Below are 16,743 nucleotides of genomic sequence, written 5' to 3' on the forward strand. Positions count from 1 at the left end.
CCTTCTATTTTGGCGTTTTCGAGCGAAGTGGATTCCGGTTCGCGCGAAGAAAACGCGTCAAAGTGAAAATTTAGAGCTTCGATTCTGATTTAGTCAGAACCGAAGCTCGGGATTGATCGGCCGCAGCGGGACGGGTCACCAGATAAATGCCGAGGGCTACGGGAATGATGCCAAGCAGGTCGCGCAATTCGACGTGTTCGCCGAGCACAAGGAAGGCGAACAGCATGCCGAGCGGCGGCATCAGGAAGTGATAGGCGCTCGCGGCCGTCGCGCCGCAGACCTTCAAGAGGTGAAACCAGAGCAGGTAAGCCAGGATCGATCCGCCGAGCACGAGGAAAGCGAACGCGCCGGCGAGCCGCGCGCTCGGCACGATGTCGCCGACGCTGGAAAACGTGAACGCAAGCGGCAGCAGCACGACGCCCGCGGCGAGATTCTGCACGCCATTGCCGACCCAGAGACTTCCTTTCGGCGCCAGCGCCTTGAACAGGATGGTGCCGGCGACGATCGAGGCCAAAGACGCAAGCGTAAACAGGATGCCGTGAAAACTATCTGTGCCGACCGACATGCGGTGCCAGACGATGAAAGCGACGCCGGAAATGCCGAGCAAAAGTCCCGCCACCTTGCGCCAGGTGAGCGCCTCGCCGAGAAAGGCCGCCGCAAGTACAGCAGTGAAAACTGGATTGGCGCTGACGATCAGGGCGCCAAGGCCGGCCGATATTGTCTGCAACCCGGTGTAGCCGAGGCCGAGATAGAGCGCGTTGTTGGCGACGCCGAGAATCGCGAAAATGCCGGCGTCGCGCCAGGTGAGCGAGGACCATGCCTCGCCGCGCAGCGCCGTGATGCCGAGGATCAGGATTCCCGCGAGCGAAAACCGCGCCGTGAGCAGGATCAGCGGCGGGCAGTCGGTGACGCCGACCTTGCCGGCGACGAAGGCAAAGCTCCAGAGCAGACAGAACAGGCCGATATAAAGCGGTAACAGATTGAAGCCGGCGCGGGGGACCGCGACCGAAGGGGCGAGTGACATGGACAGTCTCCTTCACCCGTGATCTAGGGCCGCACCTTGATATTTGGAAATTAAATGATAAACTGATGTCCAGTGGATTTATAAATGGAGCGTTCACATGCTCGATCTGGAGCTGCTGCGCAGTTTCGTGTCCGTCGTCGACGCCGGCGGCTTTACCCGCGCCAGCGAGCGCGTCCACCGCACGCAATCGACCGTCAGCCAGCAGATCAAGCGTCTGGAAGACGACATCGGCCAGGCGCTATTGAACCGCAACGGCAAGGACGTGACGCCGACGGAGGCCGGCGAGCGGCTGCTTTCCTATGCGCGGCGGCTGTTGTCGCTCGCCGAGGAAGCCCGCGACGTGGTGGCGCGGCCGGAAAGCGAAGGCGCGATCAAGCTCGGCATCCCCGAGGATTTCGCCGCCTATCGTCTCGCCAAATTGCTGGCGACGTTTGCGCGGTCACGGCCGGGCCTGCGGCTCGACGTGCGGGCCGACCAGAGCACGTATCTGCGACGCGACATCGAACGCGGCGACCTCGATCTGGCGCTCCTCAAGCGCGACGCCGGCGAGAAGGGCGCGATCGCGGTGTGGCCCGAACAGGTGCACTGGGTCACCAGCAAAACCCATCCCGTCGATATCGACGCTGGCTCGGTGCCGCTGATCGGCTTTCCCGCCGGCTGCCTCTATCGTTCGCGCGCGATCCATGCGTTGGAAAGCGCTGGGCGCTCCTGGCACATGGCCTATACTTCTTCTGGCCTCGCCGGCATCCAGGCCGCGGTCGCCGCGGGATTGGGATTGAGCATCCTCTCCGACATCGCGATCCAGGCCGGCCATCGCGTGCTCACGGCGAAAGACGGCTTTGCGCCGATCGACAAGACCGAACTGGCGCTGGTGGCCTCGCCCGATGCCAGCCCCGCAACGCTGCGGCTCGCCGACCGCCTCGCCGAGTTCTGCGACAGCGTCGACGCGAAGGCGGCGTAGCGAGCGTCGGGACCGCGCTCCCTCTCCCCGTTCTTTACGGGGGGTGAGGGGCTGCCTCCACGAGTATTGAAAGTGGTGAGACCTGTACCCCCTCACCCGGATTGCTTCGCAATCGACCTCTCCCCGCAAGCGGGGCGAGGTTACGGGAAGCAAGGCGCGAACTGATCGCTCAATAACACCTTGATGCCGCTATCGCGTGCAGCCTGTTGTCGCCGAGCACATGCGCCATCAGGGCCGGCGTCGGAAAAATCTTCGCAAACGCGGGATCGCGGATGCTCAGGCCGCCAGTATAGGCGCCGAAGGCGGGCATCACCGCGCGCTCGCCGTCACTGGCGAAGCATCGCCGCTCCATCGATCGTCCCCGGGTGGCGACGCGCGCCTTGGGATGCAGATGGCCGGCGATTTCACCTGCCGCCCCCGTTGGCTCATGACGGAACACGATCGGCCCGATCGCGACTTCGTTCGCCACCGTGCCGCCGAGGTCGGGCGGCAGGGCCGGATCGTGATTGCCGGAAATCCAGATCCAGTCGCGCCGCGCCTGCATCGCTGAGAGCGCGTCGCGATCCGGCGCCGACAGCCGCTGATGCGCATCGCGATCGTGAAAACTGTCGCCAAGCGCGATCACCATGCGCGGATCGTGCCGCGCGACGACGGCGGCGAGACGGCTCAGCGTCGCCACCGTATCGTAGGGCGGCAGCAGCACGCCGCGCGCGGCAAAGCTCGAGCCTTTTTCCAGATGCAGGTCGGAGACGACGAGCAGGCGCTGCTCCTGCCAGAACAGCGCGCCGGAGAGATCGGCGAGCATTGAGACGCCGGCAATTTCGAAGGCGCTTGAAGGTTTGATCGTGACAGATATTCTCTCCGTCATGGCCGGGCTTGTCCCGACCATCCACGTCTTTGTCTCGCAAAGAAAGGCGTGGATGCCCGGGACAAGCCCGGGCATGACGACGTGGATGGATCGCCCCGTAAACTCATTCGTATTCTCTATGACGCCTTACGACATCGCCTCTTTGATGAGTTCATCGGCGGCCTCCGCCAGCAACTCATCTCCCGCTTCGCCATAAACTGACTCGCGGCCGATTTCCAGCATCACGGGGACTGCGAGCGGCGAAACATGTTCGAGTTCCCGATGGGTGATTCGCCCGTGAATGCGCGAGAGCATACCACCCAGACGCTTGAGATCGAGCAGGCCTGTTGCGGCGTCGGCGCGCGCGGCGCGCAGCAGCACGTGGTCGGCCTGATGCTTACGCAGCACGTCGTAGATCAGGTCGGTCGAGAACAGCACCTGGCGGCGAGATTTTTCCTCGCCGGTGAAGCGCCGCGCGATCAGGCCGGAGATGATGGCGCAGGTGCGGAAGGTACGCTTCATCAACGCGGATTCGGCGAGCCACGCCTCGAGGTCGTCGCCCAGCATGTCCGGATCAAACAGCGCGTTGAGATCGAGCTTGCCGTGCCGGATCATGAACGACATATCGCCGAGACCCCATACGGCCAGCGCATATTCATTGGCGACGAAGCCGAGCGGCCGCACCCGCGCCCGCTCCATCCGCCGCGTCAAGAGCATGCCGAGCGTCTGGTGGGCCAGCCGGCCCTCGAAGGGATAGCAAACGAGGTAATGTTTGTTGCCGCGGGGAAAAGTTTCGATCAACAGCTCGCGCACACCCGGCACGCGGGAAAAATCCTTCTGCAGCGATAGCCAGTCGCGCACCTGATCGGGCAGCGCATTCCACGCGCGGCGGTCGTCGAGCAATTTGCGGACGCGTTCGGCAAGATAGGTCGAAAGCGGAAACTTGCCGCCCATGTAGGACGGCACTTTCGCGTCCTTGTCGTTGGCGCGCGAGACATAGACCACGTCCTCGGCGAGCGCCTCGTAGCGCACGACTTCGCCGCCGAATACAAACGTATCGCCGATGACGAGGCCTTCGATAAAGGCTTCCTCGATTTCGCCCAGCATCCGCCCGCCGCGGCCGAGCGCGCCGGTCGAGCCGGATCCACTGCTTCGCGAGCGCACCAGGCGGACCTTCAGCATGGTCTCTTCGACGATGGTGCCGACGTTGAGGCGATAGCTTTGCCTCACCTTTGGATTGGCGACGCGCCAGCGGCCCTGCTTGTCCTGCTTGATGCGGGCGAAGCGTTCGTAAGTCTTCAGCGCATAACCGCCGGTGGCGACGAAATCGACGACATCGTCGAAATCGTTTCGCGTCAGCGAGGAATAAGGCGCCGAGGTCAGGACTTCCTCGTAGAGCTCGTCGGAGAAAAACGGCTCACCGCAGGCGCAACCGAGCACGTGCTGCGCCAGTACATCGAGCGCACCGGTTCGGAGCGGCGGCGTATCTTGCGCATTCTCCGCAATGGCATCGATCGCGACACGGCACTCCAGCACTTCGAAGCGGTTAGCCGGGATCAGGACCGCACGCGAGGGCTCGTCGAGCCGGTGGTTGGCGCGGCCGATCCGTTGCATTAGCCGCGAAGAACCTTTCGGCGCACCGACATTGATGACGAGATCGACATCGCCCCAGTCGACGCCAAGGTCAAGCGACGACGTGCAGACCACGCCGCGCAGCTTTCCGGCCGCCATCGCGTCCTCGACCTTGCGGCGTTGCGCGACGTCGAGCGAGCCGTGATGCAGGGCAATGGCAAGGCCATCGTCGTTCATGCGCCAGAATTCCTGGAACAGCATTTCAGCCTGGCTGCGGGTGTTGACGAAGATCAGCGTGGTCTTGTTGCGCCGGATCAGGTCATACATTTCGCCGAGCGCATGGCGCGCGGTATGGCCGGCCCACGGCAGCCGCTCCTTTGTGTCGAGCATCTCGACGATGGGCGCCGCCGCGCCGCCGGCCACGACGATGTCGGCGGACACCTCCTTGCCTCCGCGCTGCGGCATCAGAAACCGTGCCAGCGATTCCGGCTCGGCCACCGTCGCCGAAAGGCCGATCGCGCGCATCTCCGGCGCCAGGCGCCACAGCCGCGCCAGGCCGAGCGACAACAGATCGCCGCGCTTGGAGGTGACCAGCGCGTGCAGTTCGTCTAGCACGATGCGTTTCAGCGAGGAGAACAGAAACGGTGCGTCGTCCGATGACAGCAGCAGCGCCAGTTGCTCGGGCGTTGTGAGCAGGATATCCGGCGGATAACGCCGCTGCCGTTGCCGCCGCGACACCGGCGTATCGCCGGTGCGGGTCTCGACCTTGATCGGCAGCCCCATCTCGGCGATCGGCGTCTCCAGATTGCGGGCGATGTCGACCGCGAGCGCTTTGAGCGGCGAGATGTAGAGGGTGTGGAGGCCGCCGGTGCGTTTGACGCTGCGACCGGTGGAGATGACCTTGCCGCTTGCGATATGTGCTCCCTCCCCCCTTGCGGGGTCCGAGGCGAGCGAAGCTCGCTCTCGAGGCTGGGGAGAGGGGTAAGCCGCAGGGTTCGGTGTATGTGGCCACCCCTCTCCCCACCCCTCCCCCGCAAGGGGGGAGGGAGAAGCACGCACTGCCGTTGAGGATACACTCAGCTCCACCAGCGTCGGAAGGAAACCGGCCAGCGTCTTGCCGGCGCCGGTTGGCGCGATCAGCAGCGCGGAGTGGTCATCCCGGGCTTTGGCCAGCAGATCAAGCTGATGCTCACGCGGCGACCAGCCGCGCGAGGCGAACCAACGCCGGAAGCGGTCTGGCAAGAGCGCAGCCGTTTCAAGCGGCGTGAGGGGCAAGGGATCGAGCGACGGCACGGCAAAGAGGTAAGCCGTCAGGGAGGGTTCGTCGAGGGCCTAGGAAGTCACCTCGCCCCGCTCTTCGCGGGGAGAGGTCGGCGCGTCGCGCCGGGTGAGGGGCTTTCTCCGCGAGTTCGTTTGTTATCGTCTGCGCGGAGAGAGCCCCTCACCCCGACCCTCTCCCCATGAAGAACGGGGAGAGGGAGAGGTAGCCCTACTCCGTCACCGGCTTGTCGGAGATATCCCAGTCCTTGCCGTTGAAGATCGAGATGTAGAGCGTCTTCATCGGCGTGTAGTCCTCCGGCGTGTAGCTATAGGTCACGCCATCCAGCATGTAGGGGGAATGGAAGCCCGCCAGTGTCGTGGCCTGCTTCAGAACGTTGGCGCGGGTGAGCTCGTCGTCGCAACGGCGCAGGATCTCCGCCATCGCCACCACCTGGCCGTAACCGGCAAAGGCGATGGTGTTATCAGGATCGACATTGGGCAGATATTTTTTGCGCAGCTCCTCGAACGCCATCACGTCCGGGTCCTTCTCGAAGCGCGGCACGCCGACTTCCTTGGCGTAGCGGATGGCAACGATGCCGGTGGCATTCTCGAAACCGGCGGCACTGAGAATCGACCGGCCCGTCGATCCCGCCGACAACAGATGCAGCGGCTTCCAGCCGAGTTCAGCGACTTTCCGGATCGACTGCGACGACGCCTTGCCGGTCGAGATATTGTAGAAGACGTCAGCGCCGGACTTAGAGAGATTGATGATCTGCGAATCGATCGTCGGTTCGGTCAGATCGTAGGTCTGCTCCATGATCACCTTGGCGGTGCCGCCTGCATCGGCCAGCACCTTCTTGAAGGGCGCCAGAAAATCGCGGCCGAAATCATCGTTCTGATAGAGGATGCCGATTTTCGCATTCGGTTTCACGCTCACGACATGCTTGGCGAGAATGCGCGCTTCCGTCGGATAGAGCGGCAGGCCCGCCATGGTCCATTTGAAGTTCTTCGGATCGTTCCATTTTGACGCGCCGGTATTGAGCAGCAGTTGCGGCACGCCCTTCGAATTGAGATATTTGTGCACGGCGGTCTGCGGGGCGGTGCCGAGCGAGCCGTACAGCGCCAGCACTTCCTCCTGTTCGACCAGCCGCCGCGTCGCCTCCACACATTTCGGCGCGCTGTAGCCGTCGTCCATGGTCAAGAATTTTACCTTGCGCCCATTGATGCCGCCCTTCTCGTTCAGCATCTGAAAATAGGCTTCGCCGACGCGGCCGAGCACGCCGTAGAGCGAGCCGGGCCCGGAATGGGGTACGGTCTGCCCGATCTTGATTTCGGTGTCGCTGGCGCCCGGATCGTATTTTTTTTCGGCGGCCCAGACGAAGGGCGCGGGCAGCGTTGATGCAAAAGCGGTAGCGAGCGCGGTGGCGCCGAATTCACGGCGGGTTTGTTTCTTGTTCATTGTTGTTTCTCCCTTGGTTGCGCGCCATGATCTACATTCCCAAGACCTCGGCAATAGCCAACTGACGGCCATGCCGCTTGCGATGTCCACCTCATTTCGCAAGGCGGAAATCGTAGCGTCTAGACTCAAGTTTTGGCGGCGACGGCGACCAGACCGGGAACGGGAGCGTTGTCCTCATTGCGGGCGGAGCGATCTTCCAGCAGGGATAATTTGAGGCCCGCGCCCTCGACCGACGCGCGCAGGTAAGCGGCAGCATGGGCGTAGCGCAGCCCGTGGCCGATGATGACGCCTTCTCCGTCATGGGTCTCGGCGGTGAAAGCAAGCAGGCCACCCGGCGCAAGCACACGCGCGGCTTCAGCCAGGACGGCTGCGAGGTCGGCAACATAGACCATCGCGTCCGCAGCGAGAATGAGATCAGCGCTAGCGACTGGCCTTGCGCGCAGGCCCTGCAATATATCCGCGACTTCCAATTCTCCGTACAGCCCTGTACCGCGCGCCCGCTCGATCATGCGCGGCGACAGATCGATGCCGATGAAATGATCGACTTCCCTAGCAAACGCCGACGCCGCGAGCCCGGTGCCGCAGCCGAGGTCGATGGCGCGCTTGAAGAATGCCGGCTTGCGCGCCGCTGATCGCACCGACAGCACCGCCTTGAACAGCAGCGCCGGGCCGCGATAGCCGAGATCGCCGACAAGTGAAGCTTCGAACCGCGGCGCATATTGGTCGAAAAGAGTTTGCACATAGGCCTGCGACATGCCGGCCAATGGCTCGGCACCGAGCCGCATCAAGCGAAGCCCGGCGCCGTGACGGTCGCCGGGATCGCTGGCCTGGGCCTTGCGGAACGCGGCAACAGCCGCCTCCCGCTCACCGAGCTGCTCGCGAATATCGGCGAGCGTGAACCAGGCGGAGCTGAAATTCGGCGCCAGTTCGATCGCCTGCAAGAGCAGATCGGCAGCGGCGGGCAGATCGCCCTTCAATTGAAGATCGCGCGCGAATTCGAACCGGCGGTCGGCCATCAGATCGCCGGAGGACAGAAAAAGGCGGGCAGGCATGGGTTCCGAAGCTTGTCATTGCCTGGCTTGCCGACTTCGCTGAAGCTACGCCGGCCTGACACTAGAGTGCCCGGCGAAGCCTTGGCGTAGCCGGGACCCGGCAATCCATCAAGAAAGATTCTTCCGGGAGATGGATACGCGGGTCAAGCCCACGCATGACAGTAAAATTCGTCGTAACGCCTCCTATATAACCGGAATGCGCCCGCACGACATCCTGTTGCCAGTTGCCGCCGGCCTGTGCTGCAAGCCGGGCGGCTTCCATATCGACCCCGTTCGCCCGGTCGAGCGCGCCGTGATTACCCATGGCCATTCCGACCACGCGCGCCCCGGCCATGGCGCTGTGCTCGCCACGCAGGAAACGCTCGACATGATGCGGCTGCGCTATGGCGACAATTTTGCGGGCAGCACGCAGGCGATTCGCTATGGCGAAGAGATCCGCCTCGGCGACGTCAAGATCAAGTTTCACCCGGCGGGCCACGTACTGGGCTCGGCACAGATCGCCGTTTCCTGCAAGGACCTCTGCATCGTTGCGTCCGGCGATTACAAGGACGCCGTTGACCCGACCTGCACGCCGTTCGAGGTGGTGCCCTGCGACGTCTTCATTACCGAGGCCACCTTCGGCCTGCCGGTGTTCCGCCATGGCGACGCGGCGGATGAGGTGAAAAAGCTGCTCGCCTCGGTCGCGCTGTTTCCGGAACGTGCGCACCTGGTCGGCGCCTATTCGCTCGGCAAGGCGCAGCGCGTGATCGCGCTGCTGCGCGAGCAGGGCTACGACGCGCCGATCTATCTGCATGGCGCGATGGAAGGGATCACGCGCTATTATGAGAGCCGCGGCGTCGCGCTCGGCGAGCTGCGGCTGGTGAGGGGCATGAAGAAGGCCGACCTTGCCGGCACCATCACGCTGGCGCCGCCGACGGCCACTTCTGATATTTGGACGCGGCGTTTCCCCGATCCGGTCACGGCGTTCGCCTCGGGCTGGATGCGGGTGCGGGCGCGCGCCCGACAGCGCGGCGTCGAACTGCCGCTGGTGATATCCGACCACGCCGACTGGGACGGCCTGACCGCGACCATCGCGGCCACCGGCGCCGGCGAGGTCTGGGTCACGCATGGGCAAGAAGACGCGCTGGTGCATTGGTGCAAAACGCGCGGGCTCGCCGCACGGCCACTCGATCTGGTTGGCTACGGTGACGAGGAAGAGCACGAGGTGGTCACGGTCGACGGGGCCGAGGCATGAACCGCTTTGCCGAACTGCTCGATCGTCTTGCCTACGAGCCCGGCCGCAACAACAAGCTGCGGCTGATCACCGCCTATTTCCGCGACACTCCCGATCCCGACCGTGGCTACGCGCTGGCGGCGCTGACCGGCGCGCTGTCGTTCAAACATGCCAAGCCGGGGCTTGTTCGTGATTTGATTATGGATCGTGCCGATCCGGTGTTGTTCGGACTGTCTTACGATTATGTCGGCGATTTATCCGAGACAGTCGCGCTGATGTGGCCGAAGGACGGTGACCACTACGGCGAGTCTTTGCTGGGCCACCCCTCTCCCCAGCCCTCCCCCGCAAGGGGGGAGGGAGCGCAGTTGGGTGCTGGGCTGCCAGCGCGAACAAAATCTAAAGGCACAATCGAGACTCTCGCCGTTCCCTCCCCCCTTGCGGGGGAGGGCCAGGGAGAGGGGTACCACACGGGTAGTCTCGATAATGACGCCCTTCCTCCAACCAGCCACAACAACCCGCCGCCTCCAACTCTCTCCGAAGTCGTCACCATCCTTCGCACGCTCGGCAAGACCGAACTGCCAAAACAGCTCGCGCGCTGGCTTGACGAGCTCGACGAGACCGGCCGCTGGGCGCTGTTAAAACTCGTCACCGGCGCGATGCGGATCGGAGTTTCGGCGCGGCTGGCGAAAACGGCCGCAGCGGCGTTGGGGGACAAGGATCCGCATGAGATCGAATTGATCTGGCCGGGGCTCGCCCCGCCCTATCTCGAGCTGTTCGCCTGGCTGGAAGGCCGCGGCGAAAAACCGGTCAACCGCGATCCGGCGCCGTTCCGCCCGGTGATGCTGGCGCATGCGATCGAGGACACGGATTTCGCCAGTCTCGATCCAGCCGATTACATCGCGGAATGGAAATGGGACGGCATTCGCGTGCAGGCGGTCGCCGGCCGCGACGAGCGCGGACACATGCAGGCACGGCTCTATTCGCGCACCGGCGAGGACATTACAAAAAGCTTCCCCGATCTCGTCCCGTCACTGCATCTGCCCGGCGCAATCGACGGCGAGCTCTTGGTGCTGCGCGAGGGACGGGTGCAGACCTTCAACGTGCTGCAGCAGCGGCTGAACCGGAAAGTGGTCTCACCGAAATTGATCAAGGATTTCCCGATTCACCTGCGCGCCTACGACCTGCTCGGCGATGACGAGAATGACCTGCGCGAATTGCCGTTTGTCGAGCGCCGCGAGCATCTGGAGAAATTCGTCAGGAAACTGAACGACCCGCGCATCGATTTGTCGCCGACGATTGCCTTCAATAGCTGGGACGCGCTGATGGCCGCGCGCGCCGATCCCGCAAATGCCGGCGCGGGAGAGGACGCTGATGCCGTCGAGGGCGTGATGCTCAAGCGCCGCGACGCGCCCTATCTGCCGGGCCGACCCAAGGGGCAGTGGTGGAAGTGGAAACGCGATCCCCACATCATTGACGCCGTCTTGATGTATGCGCAGCGCGGCCACGGCAAGCGCTCGTCCTATTATTCGGACTACACCTTCGGCGTCTGGACCAATGGCGAGGAGGGCGAGCAACTGGTGCCGGTCGGCAAGGCTTATTTCGGCTTCACCGACGAAGAGCTGCTGCAGATCGACCGCTTCGTCCGGCGCAACACCACGGAAAAATTCGGTCCCGTCCGCCATGTCGTGCATGAGCCGGACCAGGGCCTGGTGCTGGAAGTGGCCTTCGAGGGACTGCAGCGCTCACCGCGGCACAAATCCGGCATCGCAATGCGGTTTCCGCGAATCAGCCGGCTGCGCTGGGACAAGCCGCCGCGCGAGGCCGACCGGCTGGAGACGCTGGAGCGGATGCTGAAGGACGTGACAGCAAATTAACATTCCGAAGGCGTATGGCGGCCATTGACCGACATCAACGGGTTCCCCATGTGCCCCGCCGTGCCTATAATGGGCACGACCCGCGAGGAGAAACCGATGCCCAACGACGTCAGAGACCTGCCGGCCAGCAATGACGGCCTGTACCGTTTTCTCGGCGGCTCGCCGCTGTCGGTGGCGTTCCGGCTGATCCTGTTGTCGATCCTGGTCGGCGTGGTGCTCGCCGCCATCGGTTTCGATCCCTGGAACATCGTGCATAGTATCCGCATGCTGTTCCAGCGGCTGTGGGATCTCGGTTTTGACGCCGTCAACTGGCTGTGGCGCTATTTCCTGCTCGGCGCCGTGATCGTGGTCCCGATCTGGCTGCTGTCGCGGCTGTTCGGCGCCCCGCGTGGGCGCTAGTCACTCATTGGGCGGTGGCAGCCGATGCAATTGCAATTTGTCGGTTGCGGTGACGCGCTCGGCTCCGGCGGCAGGTACAATACCTGCTTTCACGTCACGGGTAGCAGGGTCAATTTCCTCATCGATTGCGGCGCGTCGTCGCTGCCGGCGCTGAAGCGCCTTGGCATTGCGCGCGATGCGATCGATCTGATCCTGATCACGCATTTCCACGGCGACCATTTTGCCGGCCTGCCGTTTCTGCTGCTGGACGCGCAGTTCACGCGCCGCTTCCGCCCGCTCGTCATTGCCGGACCGCAAGGCATCGACGCGAAACTTGCCAACCTGATGGAAGCGCTATTCGAGCATTCCTCCAAGACAAAGCAGCGTTTTGATCTCTCGGTCGTCGCACTTGAACCGGAGCAAAGCCGTACGTTCGGCGAGGTCAAGGTCACGCCCTATCCGGTGGTTCACGGCGAATCCGGCGGGCCATTCCTGGCCTATCGGGTCGAGGCCGAAGGCCGCGTCATTGCCTATAGCGCCGACACCGAATGGACGGAGACGCTGATCCCGGCGGGGCGCGACGCCGATCTGTTCGTCGCCGAGGCATATTACTTTGATAAAATCGTCAAGAACCATCTCAGCCTGAAAACGCTCGCAGCGCGTCTGCCCGATATCAACCCGAAACGGCTGGTGCTAACGCATATGAGCGACGACATGCTCGGGCGGCTGGGCGAACTGCCCTACACGGCCGCCTATGACGGCATGGTCGTCGAGCTCTAGGTATGCATTCGCCCCTAGCTCCATCGAAAGTCACGACAGCACAGGTGTTTGCCATCGCCGGTCCCGCGATGGTCGCAAACCTGACCACGCCGCTGATCGGCATCGTCTCGACCACCGCAATCGGCAGGCTCGGCGACGCCACGCTGCTCGGCGGCGTGGCCTTGGCCTCGGTGCTGTTCGACTGCATGTTCTGGCTGTTCGGGTTCCTGCGCATGAGCACGGTCGCCTTTACGGCACAATCGCTCGGCGCTGGCGAGACGTCGGAATTACGCGCGATCCTGATGCGCGGATTGATCGTCGCGGCGCTGGTTGGCACGGCGCTGATCGCCCTGCAGATTCCGCTCGCCACGGTTCTGCTGAACGCGATGGGTGGCAGCGAGGGCGTCACGCGCGCGGCCAAGACCTACTTCATCATCCGGATCTGGTCTTCGCCGCTAGCGCTTGGCAATTATGTCGTGCTGGGATGGTTGATCGGGCAGGCCCGGGCCAAACTGGCGCTCGGCATGCAGATCACAATCAATCTCATCAATGTGGCGGCGACAGTCGTGTTGGTGCTGGTGTTCGACCTTGGCATCGCCGGCGCTGCAATCGCGGCGCTGATCGCGGAGGCCGCAGGCCTCCTGCTCGGCTTGCTGATCGCGCGCCACCTTTCGAAAGGGCAATTCGCGGCTTCCCGCGCGTTGCTGTTCGACCGCACCAAGCTGATGCGCATGCTTTCGGTCAACCGCGACATCATGATCCGCACCGCGTCGCTGATCACAGCATTTTTGTTCTTCACCGCACAGGGCGCACGTGCCGGCGATCTGACGCTCGCCGCCAATGCCGTGCTTAATAATTTTCTGCTATTCAGCGCGTTTTTCCTTGACGGCCTGGCCAACGCCGCCGAGCAACTCTGCGGCCGGGCCTATGGCGCCCGCAACAAGGCGGCTTTCGCAGGCGCCGTCAAGCTCGTCGTCATGTGGGGCTTTGGCTTCGCGCTCGCGGTCGCCGCCTGTTTCCTGCTGTTCGGGCCCACGTTTGTCGACATCATGACGGCAAGCGCGGAGGTGCGGCGCATCGCGCGCGACTATCTGCCGTTCGTGATTTTTGCACCGCTGCTCGGCGTGTTCGCCTTTGCCTTTGACGGCATCTATATCGGCGCCACCTGGGCGCGTGACATGCGCAATCTCATGGTGGCTTCGCTGGTGATCTTCCTCGCCGCGTGGTTTGCGCTGCGGTCGTTTGGCAATGCCGGACTGTGGGGCGCGCTACTAGTTCATTACGCCGCGCGCGGTGGACTGGAGGCGCTGCGGTATCCGGCGCTGTTGCGGAAATCGTTTGCGTAGCCCGGATGGAGCGCAGCGAAATCCGGGCCCTCCCCACGCGGTGACCTTATTCCCGGATTGGCGGAGCCTGTCATCGGGCGCGCATTCGCGCGACCCGTTGGCTCCATCCGGGCTACGAAAATCCGTCGAGTATCACCTCACCGGCCAGTCCTCTGCCGTGATCGTCGCAGCATCCGCGCCGACGATTTCGGACAGCGAGTCGCGCCCCGTGCGCAGCAAGGTCGAGGCGAGATCATTTTTGATGTCGTCGACGAGACCAAGCCCCTTGTAGACCAGCGACGAATAGATCTGGATCAGGCTGGCGCCGGCGCGGATTTTCGTCAGCGCCGCGCCGCCGGAATCGATGCCGCCGACGCCGATCAACGGAAACGCGCCCTCGGTGCGGACATAAGTCTCCGCCACCATGCGGGTCGATAGTCGAAACAGCGGCCGTCCGGACAAGCCGCCCTGCTCTTTCGCGCGGGCCTGCTCGCGCAGGGATGAAGGGCGCGCCAGCGTGGTGTTGGCCACGATCATGCCGTCGACACGGCGCGAGCGCGCGATGTGCACGACGTCGTCGAGTTCGGCGAGGCTGAGATCGGGCGCGATCTTGAGCAACACCGGTGAATCGCCGGCATTCTTCCGCACCCGCTCGCGCGCATCGATCACCTTGGCGAGCAGTTCGTCGAGCGCTGCCGCTTGCTGCAAATTGCGCAGGCCCGGCGTATTCGGCGAGGAGACGTTGACGGTGAAATAGCTCGCAACCGGCGCAAAGGTCTCGATCAGCTTGACATAATCGGCGACACGGTCGGGCGAATCCTTGTTCGCCCCGACGTTGACGCCGATAATGCCGCCATGGTGGGCGCGCGCCGCAAGCCGGCGCAATGCGGCTTCGGCGCCGTCATTGTTGAAGCCCATGCGGTTGATCACGGCTTCATCCCGCTCGAGCCGAAACAGCCGCGGCCGCGGATTGCCGCCCTGCGGTTTCGGTGTCACGGTGCCGATTTCGACAAAGCCGAACCCGAGCCGCAACAGCGCGTCGGGCACTTCCGCGCTCTTGTCGAAGCCCGCGGCCATGCCGATCGGATTGGGAAAATTCAGGCCGAAGGCGCGCACCGCCAGTTTGTGGTCGTCGGCGCGCGGCTTGACCGACGGCAGCAGCCGCAGGCCCTGGATCGCCATGCGGTGCGCGTCCTCCGGATCGAACCAGCGCAACAGCGGCAGCGAAAAGGCGTCGAACGCGCGGATCACGGGAGTAGCTCCGGAATCTCGTGCGTGCCATCGGAGCGCGCGCGAATATCGAGGATGGCCGTCACCGCGCCGAGATCGAGTTCGCCGTAAAGATGCGGGAACAGTTCGTCGTTGCGCGAACGCTCCCAGCGCAGCGCATCGCCCAGCGCGTCGGCATCGACCGCGACGAGAAACAGCCCTCTCTGGCCGAAATAATGCTTGCGCGCGGTCTCCGCGACCTGGGAGGCGGTCGAGAAATGAATGAAGCCGTCGCGCAGATCGTCGCTGCTACCCCGGTAGACTCCCTGCCGTTCGGCCTCGCGCCAGGCCGAGGCGGGAGTGATTTTATAGATCGTTGGCACGGCTTTCCGGACTTCCTGCTTGTCGTTGAGTCTCTTGGGATTTTCCCGGAAATGGCCGGGCTGGCGACCGACCGTAAAGGCGGCCTGCGCCTAACTCAAGCGCTGCGGCGACAGAGTTCGGCTGGAAGGTTTGCGCAAACCGGCCGAATGAGGCAATAATTCCTAGATAGCTTCAGGGATTTTCGATGGCCCGGCAGGCCAAGGCGCAACGCATTCTGACCCATACCCAGATCTGGACCGCGCTCGACCGGCTGGCGGAACGCGCGGGCATGTCACCCTCGGGTCTTGCCAAGCGCGCCGGCCTCGATCCCACCACGTTCAACAAATCCAAGCGCATCGCCGCCGACGGCCGCGAACGCTGGCCGTCAACGGAATCCGTTTCCAAGGCGCTGGCTGCGACCAATTCGTCGATTGAGACCTTCATGCAATTGATCGGCGACGGCGCGCGCGGCCAGCAGTCGGTGCCGCTGCTCGCGCTTGCGCAAGCCGGCGGCGGCCATTTCGACGATTCCGGCTTTCCCGCCGGCAAGGGCTGGGACGAGGTGGCGCTGCCGTCGGCCGGCGACGAGCACGCCTACGCGCTGGAAATCTCGGGCGACGCGATGAAGCCGACCTATCGCGACGGCGACATCATCGTGGTATCGCCGGGCACGCCGATCCGGCGCGGCGATCGCGTGGTGCTCAAGACCTCGGACGGCGAAGTGATGGTCAAGGAATTGAAACGCCGGACTACCAAGACCCTGGAACTGCAGTCACTCAATCCAGCGCATGCCGATCGCACGCTTGACGCCGAAAAGGTCGCCTGGATCGCCAGGATCGTGTGGGCGAGCCAGTAGGACTGCCCTTCCGTGACGGACGTGCTGAGCGACCTGCTGCAACATTCCCTTCGCATCGTGTTGTGCGGAACCGCCGCCGGGACGACGTCTGCGGCCCAACGGGCCTACTACGCGCACCGGCAAAACAAGTTCTGGAAGGTCCTATACGAGACAGGGCTGACGCCGGAGCAGCTGCAGCCGCATCAATATCGCGATCTGCTGCAGTATCGGATCGGACTGACGGATCTCGTAAAAGCGGGCGTGGGCATGGACCGTGCGACCCTGCCAAAAATGACGGCAGCGGATCGCGCCCGGTTGAGCAATGCGGTCGCGACATTTCGTCCGCAATTCCTCGCATTCACCAGCAAGACGGCCGGACAGAAATTCTTCGACGGCAAGCGAGACTATGGCGAGCAGCTAGAACTCATCGGCGATACCAGGGTGTGGATATTGCCGTCGACCTCGGGTGCCGCCAATGGAAGCTGGCGCCCGGAAGTCTGGCACCGATTTGCGGATGCGGTCAGGGCGATGCGCTGATGGAGTCGCAGTAGGGGCTTTTCCTTCTCCCCTTGTGGGAGAAGGTGGCGTAGGCGGCCGCCGTACTTAGAAAAA

At 63.7% G+C, this 16,743-nt stretch carries 15 protein-coding genes; 8 read left to right on the forward strand and 7 right to left on the reverse strand.

The window, feature by feature from the left end; translation table 11 throughout:
- Window positions 1-70: 70 nt before the first annotated feature.
- Window positions 71-1,024, reverse strand: coding sequence for a DMT family transporter (locus IVA95_RS11155; RefSeq protein WP_247510520.1), 954 nt, complete (start codon window positions 1,022-1,024; stop codon window positions 71-73).
- Window positions 1,025-1,121: 97 nt separating this feature from the next.
- On the opposite strand from IVA95_RS11155, the gene IVA95_RS11160 reads away from it, so the two are divergent.
- The gene (locus IVA95_RS11160; RefSeq protein ID WP_247510521.1) at window positions 1,122-1,985 is read left to right on the forward strand and encodes a LysR substrate-binding domain-containing protein; all 864 of its coding nucleotides are present in this window, start codon (window positions 1,122-1,124) and stop codon (window positions 1,983-1,985) included.
- A 169-nt stretch (window positions 1,986-2,154) separates the two neighbouring features.
- On the opposite strand, the gene pdeM is transcribed toward IVA95_RS11160, so the two are convergent.
- The 4 genes from pdeM to IVA95_RS11180 all read right to left on the reverse strand — a co-directional run bounded on the left by pdeM (window position 2,155) and on the right by IVA95_RS11180 (window position 8,175).
- Window positions 2,155-2,853: a ligase-associated DNA damage response endonuclease PdeM gene (pdeM, locus tag IVA95_RS11165; RefSeq protein ID WP_256470189.1), complete on the reverse strand. Its 699-nt coding sequence runs from the start codon at window positions 2,851-2,853 to the stop codon at window positions 2,155-2,157.
- Window positions 2,854-2,979: 126 nt separating this feature from the next.
- Window positions 2,980-5,697, reverse strand: a complete 2,718-nt coding sequence (locus tag IVA95_RS11170; RefSeq protein WP_247510522.1) for a ligase-associated DNA damage response DEXH box helicase — start codon at window positions 5,695-5,697, stop codon at window positions 2,980-2,982.
- 196 nt (window positions 5,698-5,893) lie between these two features.
- The gene (locus tag IVA95_RS11175; protein WP_247510523.1) at window positions 5,894-7,123 is read right to left on the reverse strand and encodes an ABC transporter substrate-binding protein; all 1,230 of its coding nucleotides are present in this window, start codon (window positions 7,121-7,123) and stop codon (window positions 5,894-5,896) included.
- A gap of 125 nt (window positions 7,124-7,248) precedes the next feature.
- On the reverse strand, window positions 7,249-8,175 hold the full coding sequence (locus IVA95_RS11180) for a methyltransferase domain-containing protein (RefSeq protein ID WP_247510524.1): 927 nt from the start codon (window positions 8,173-8,175) through the stop codon (window positions 7,249-7,251).
- Between the two features lie 196 nt (window positions 8,176-8,371).
- Here IVA95_RS11180 and IVA95_RS11185 point away from each other — a divergent pair, with 196 nt between their 5' ends.
- The 5 genes from IVA95_RS11185 to IVA95_RS11205 all read left to right on the forward strand — a co-directional run bounded on the left by IVA95_RS11185 (window position 8,372) and on the right by IVA95_RS11205 (window position 13,745).
- Window positions 8,372-9,409, forward strand: coding sequence for a ligase-associated DNA damage response exonuclease (locus IVA95_RS11185; protein ID WP_247510525.1), 1,038 nt, complete (start codon window positions 8,372-8,374; stop codon window positions 9,407-9,409).
- Complete coding sequence (locus IVA95_RS11190) at window positions 9,406-11,262, forward strand: ATP-dependent DNA ligase (RefSeq protein WP_247510526.1); 1,857 nt, start codon at window positions 9,406-9,408, stop codon at window positions 11,260-11,262. The genes IVA95_RS11185 and IVA95_RS11190 overlap by 4 nt, the downstream gene beginning before the upstream one ends.
- 96 nt (window positions 11,263-11,358) lie before the next feature.
- A complete protein-coding gene (locus IVA95_RS11195; protein ID WP_247510527.1) occupies window positions 11,359-11,661 on the forward strand; it encodes a DUF6460 domain-containing protein in 303 nt (100 codons plus the stop codon).
- A 24-nt stretch (window positions 11,662-11,685) separates the two neighbouring features.
- Window positions 11,686-12,420, forward strand: coding sequence for an MBL fold metallo-hydrolase (locus IVA95_RS11200; RefSeq protein ID WP_247510528.1), 735 nt, complete (start codon window positions 11,686-11,688; stop codon window positions 12,418-12,420).
- Between the two features lie 2 nt (window positions 12,421-12,422).
- Window positions 12,423-13,745 (forward strand): MATE family efflux transporter, encoded by a 1,323-nt coding sequence (locus IVA95_RS11205; protein WP_247510529.1) that lies wholly within the window; start codon window positions 12,423-12,425, stop codon window positions 13,743-13,745.
- A gap of 132 nt (window positions 13,746-13,877) precedes the next feature.
- Here the strand turns inward: IVA95_RS11205 and IVA95_RS11210 are convergent, their stop codons facing one another.
- Together IVA95_RS11210 and IVA95_RS11215 are read right to left on the reverse strand one after the other, a co-directional pair.
- On the reverse strand, window positions 13,878-14,975 hold the full coding sequence (locus tag IVA95_RS11210) for a quinone-dependent dihydroorotate dehydrogenase (RefSeq protein ID WP_213254234.1): 1,098 nt from the start codon (window positions 14,973-14,975) through the stop codon (window positions 13,878-13,880).
- Complete coding sequence (locus tag IVA95_RS11215; protein WP_247510530.1) at window positions 14,972-15,316, reverse strand: DUF952 domain-containing protein; 345 nt, start codon at window positions 15,314-15,316, stop codon at window positions 14,972-14,974. The genes IVA95_RS11210 and IVA95_RS11215 overlap by 4 nt, the downstream gene beginning before the upstream one ends.
- A 185-nt stretch (window positions 15,317-15,501) precedes the next feature.
- Here IVA95_RS11215 and IVA95_RS11220 point away from each other — a divergent pair, with 185 nt between their 5' ends.
- Together IVA95_RS11220 and IVA95_RS11225 are read left to right on the forward strand one after the other, a co-directional pair.
- On the forward strand, window positions 15,502-16,152 hold the full coding sequence (locus tag IVA95_RS11220) for a helix-turn-helix transcriptional regulator (RefSeq protein ID WP_247510531.1): 651 nt from the start codon (window positions 15,502-15,504) through the stop codon (window positions 16,150-16,152).
- A 12-nt stretch (window positions 16,153-16,164) separates the two neighbouring features.
- The gene (locus tag IVA95_RS11225) at window positions 16,165-16,668 is read left to right on the forward strand and encodes a mismatch-specific DNA-glycosylase (RefSeq protein WP_247510532.1); all 504 of its coding nucleotides are present in this window, start codon (window positions 16,165-16,167) and stop codon (window positions 16,666-16,668) included.
- The last annotated feature ends 75 nt before the right edge of the window (window positions 16,669-16,743 follow it).

The sequence above is a fragment of the Bradyrhizobium sp. 157 genome (assembly GCF_023073815.1).
GTDB lineage: Bacteria > Pseudomonadota > Alphaproteobacteria > Rhizobiales > Xanthobacteraceae > Bradyrhizobium.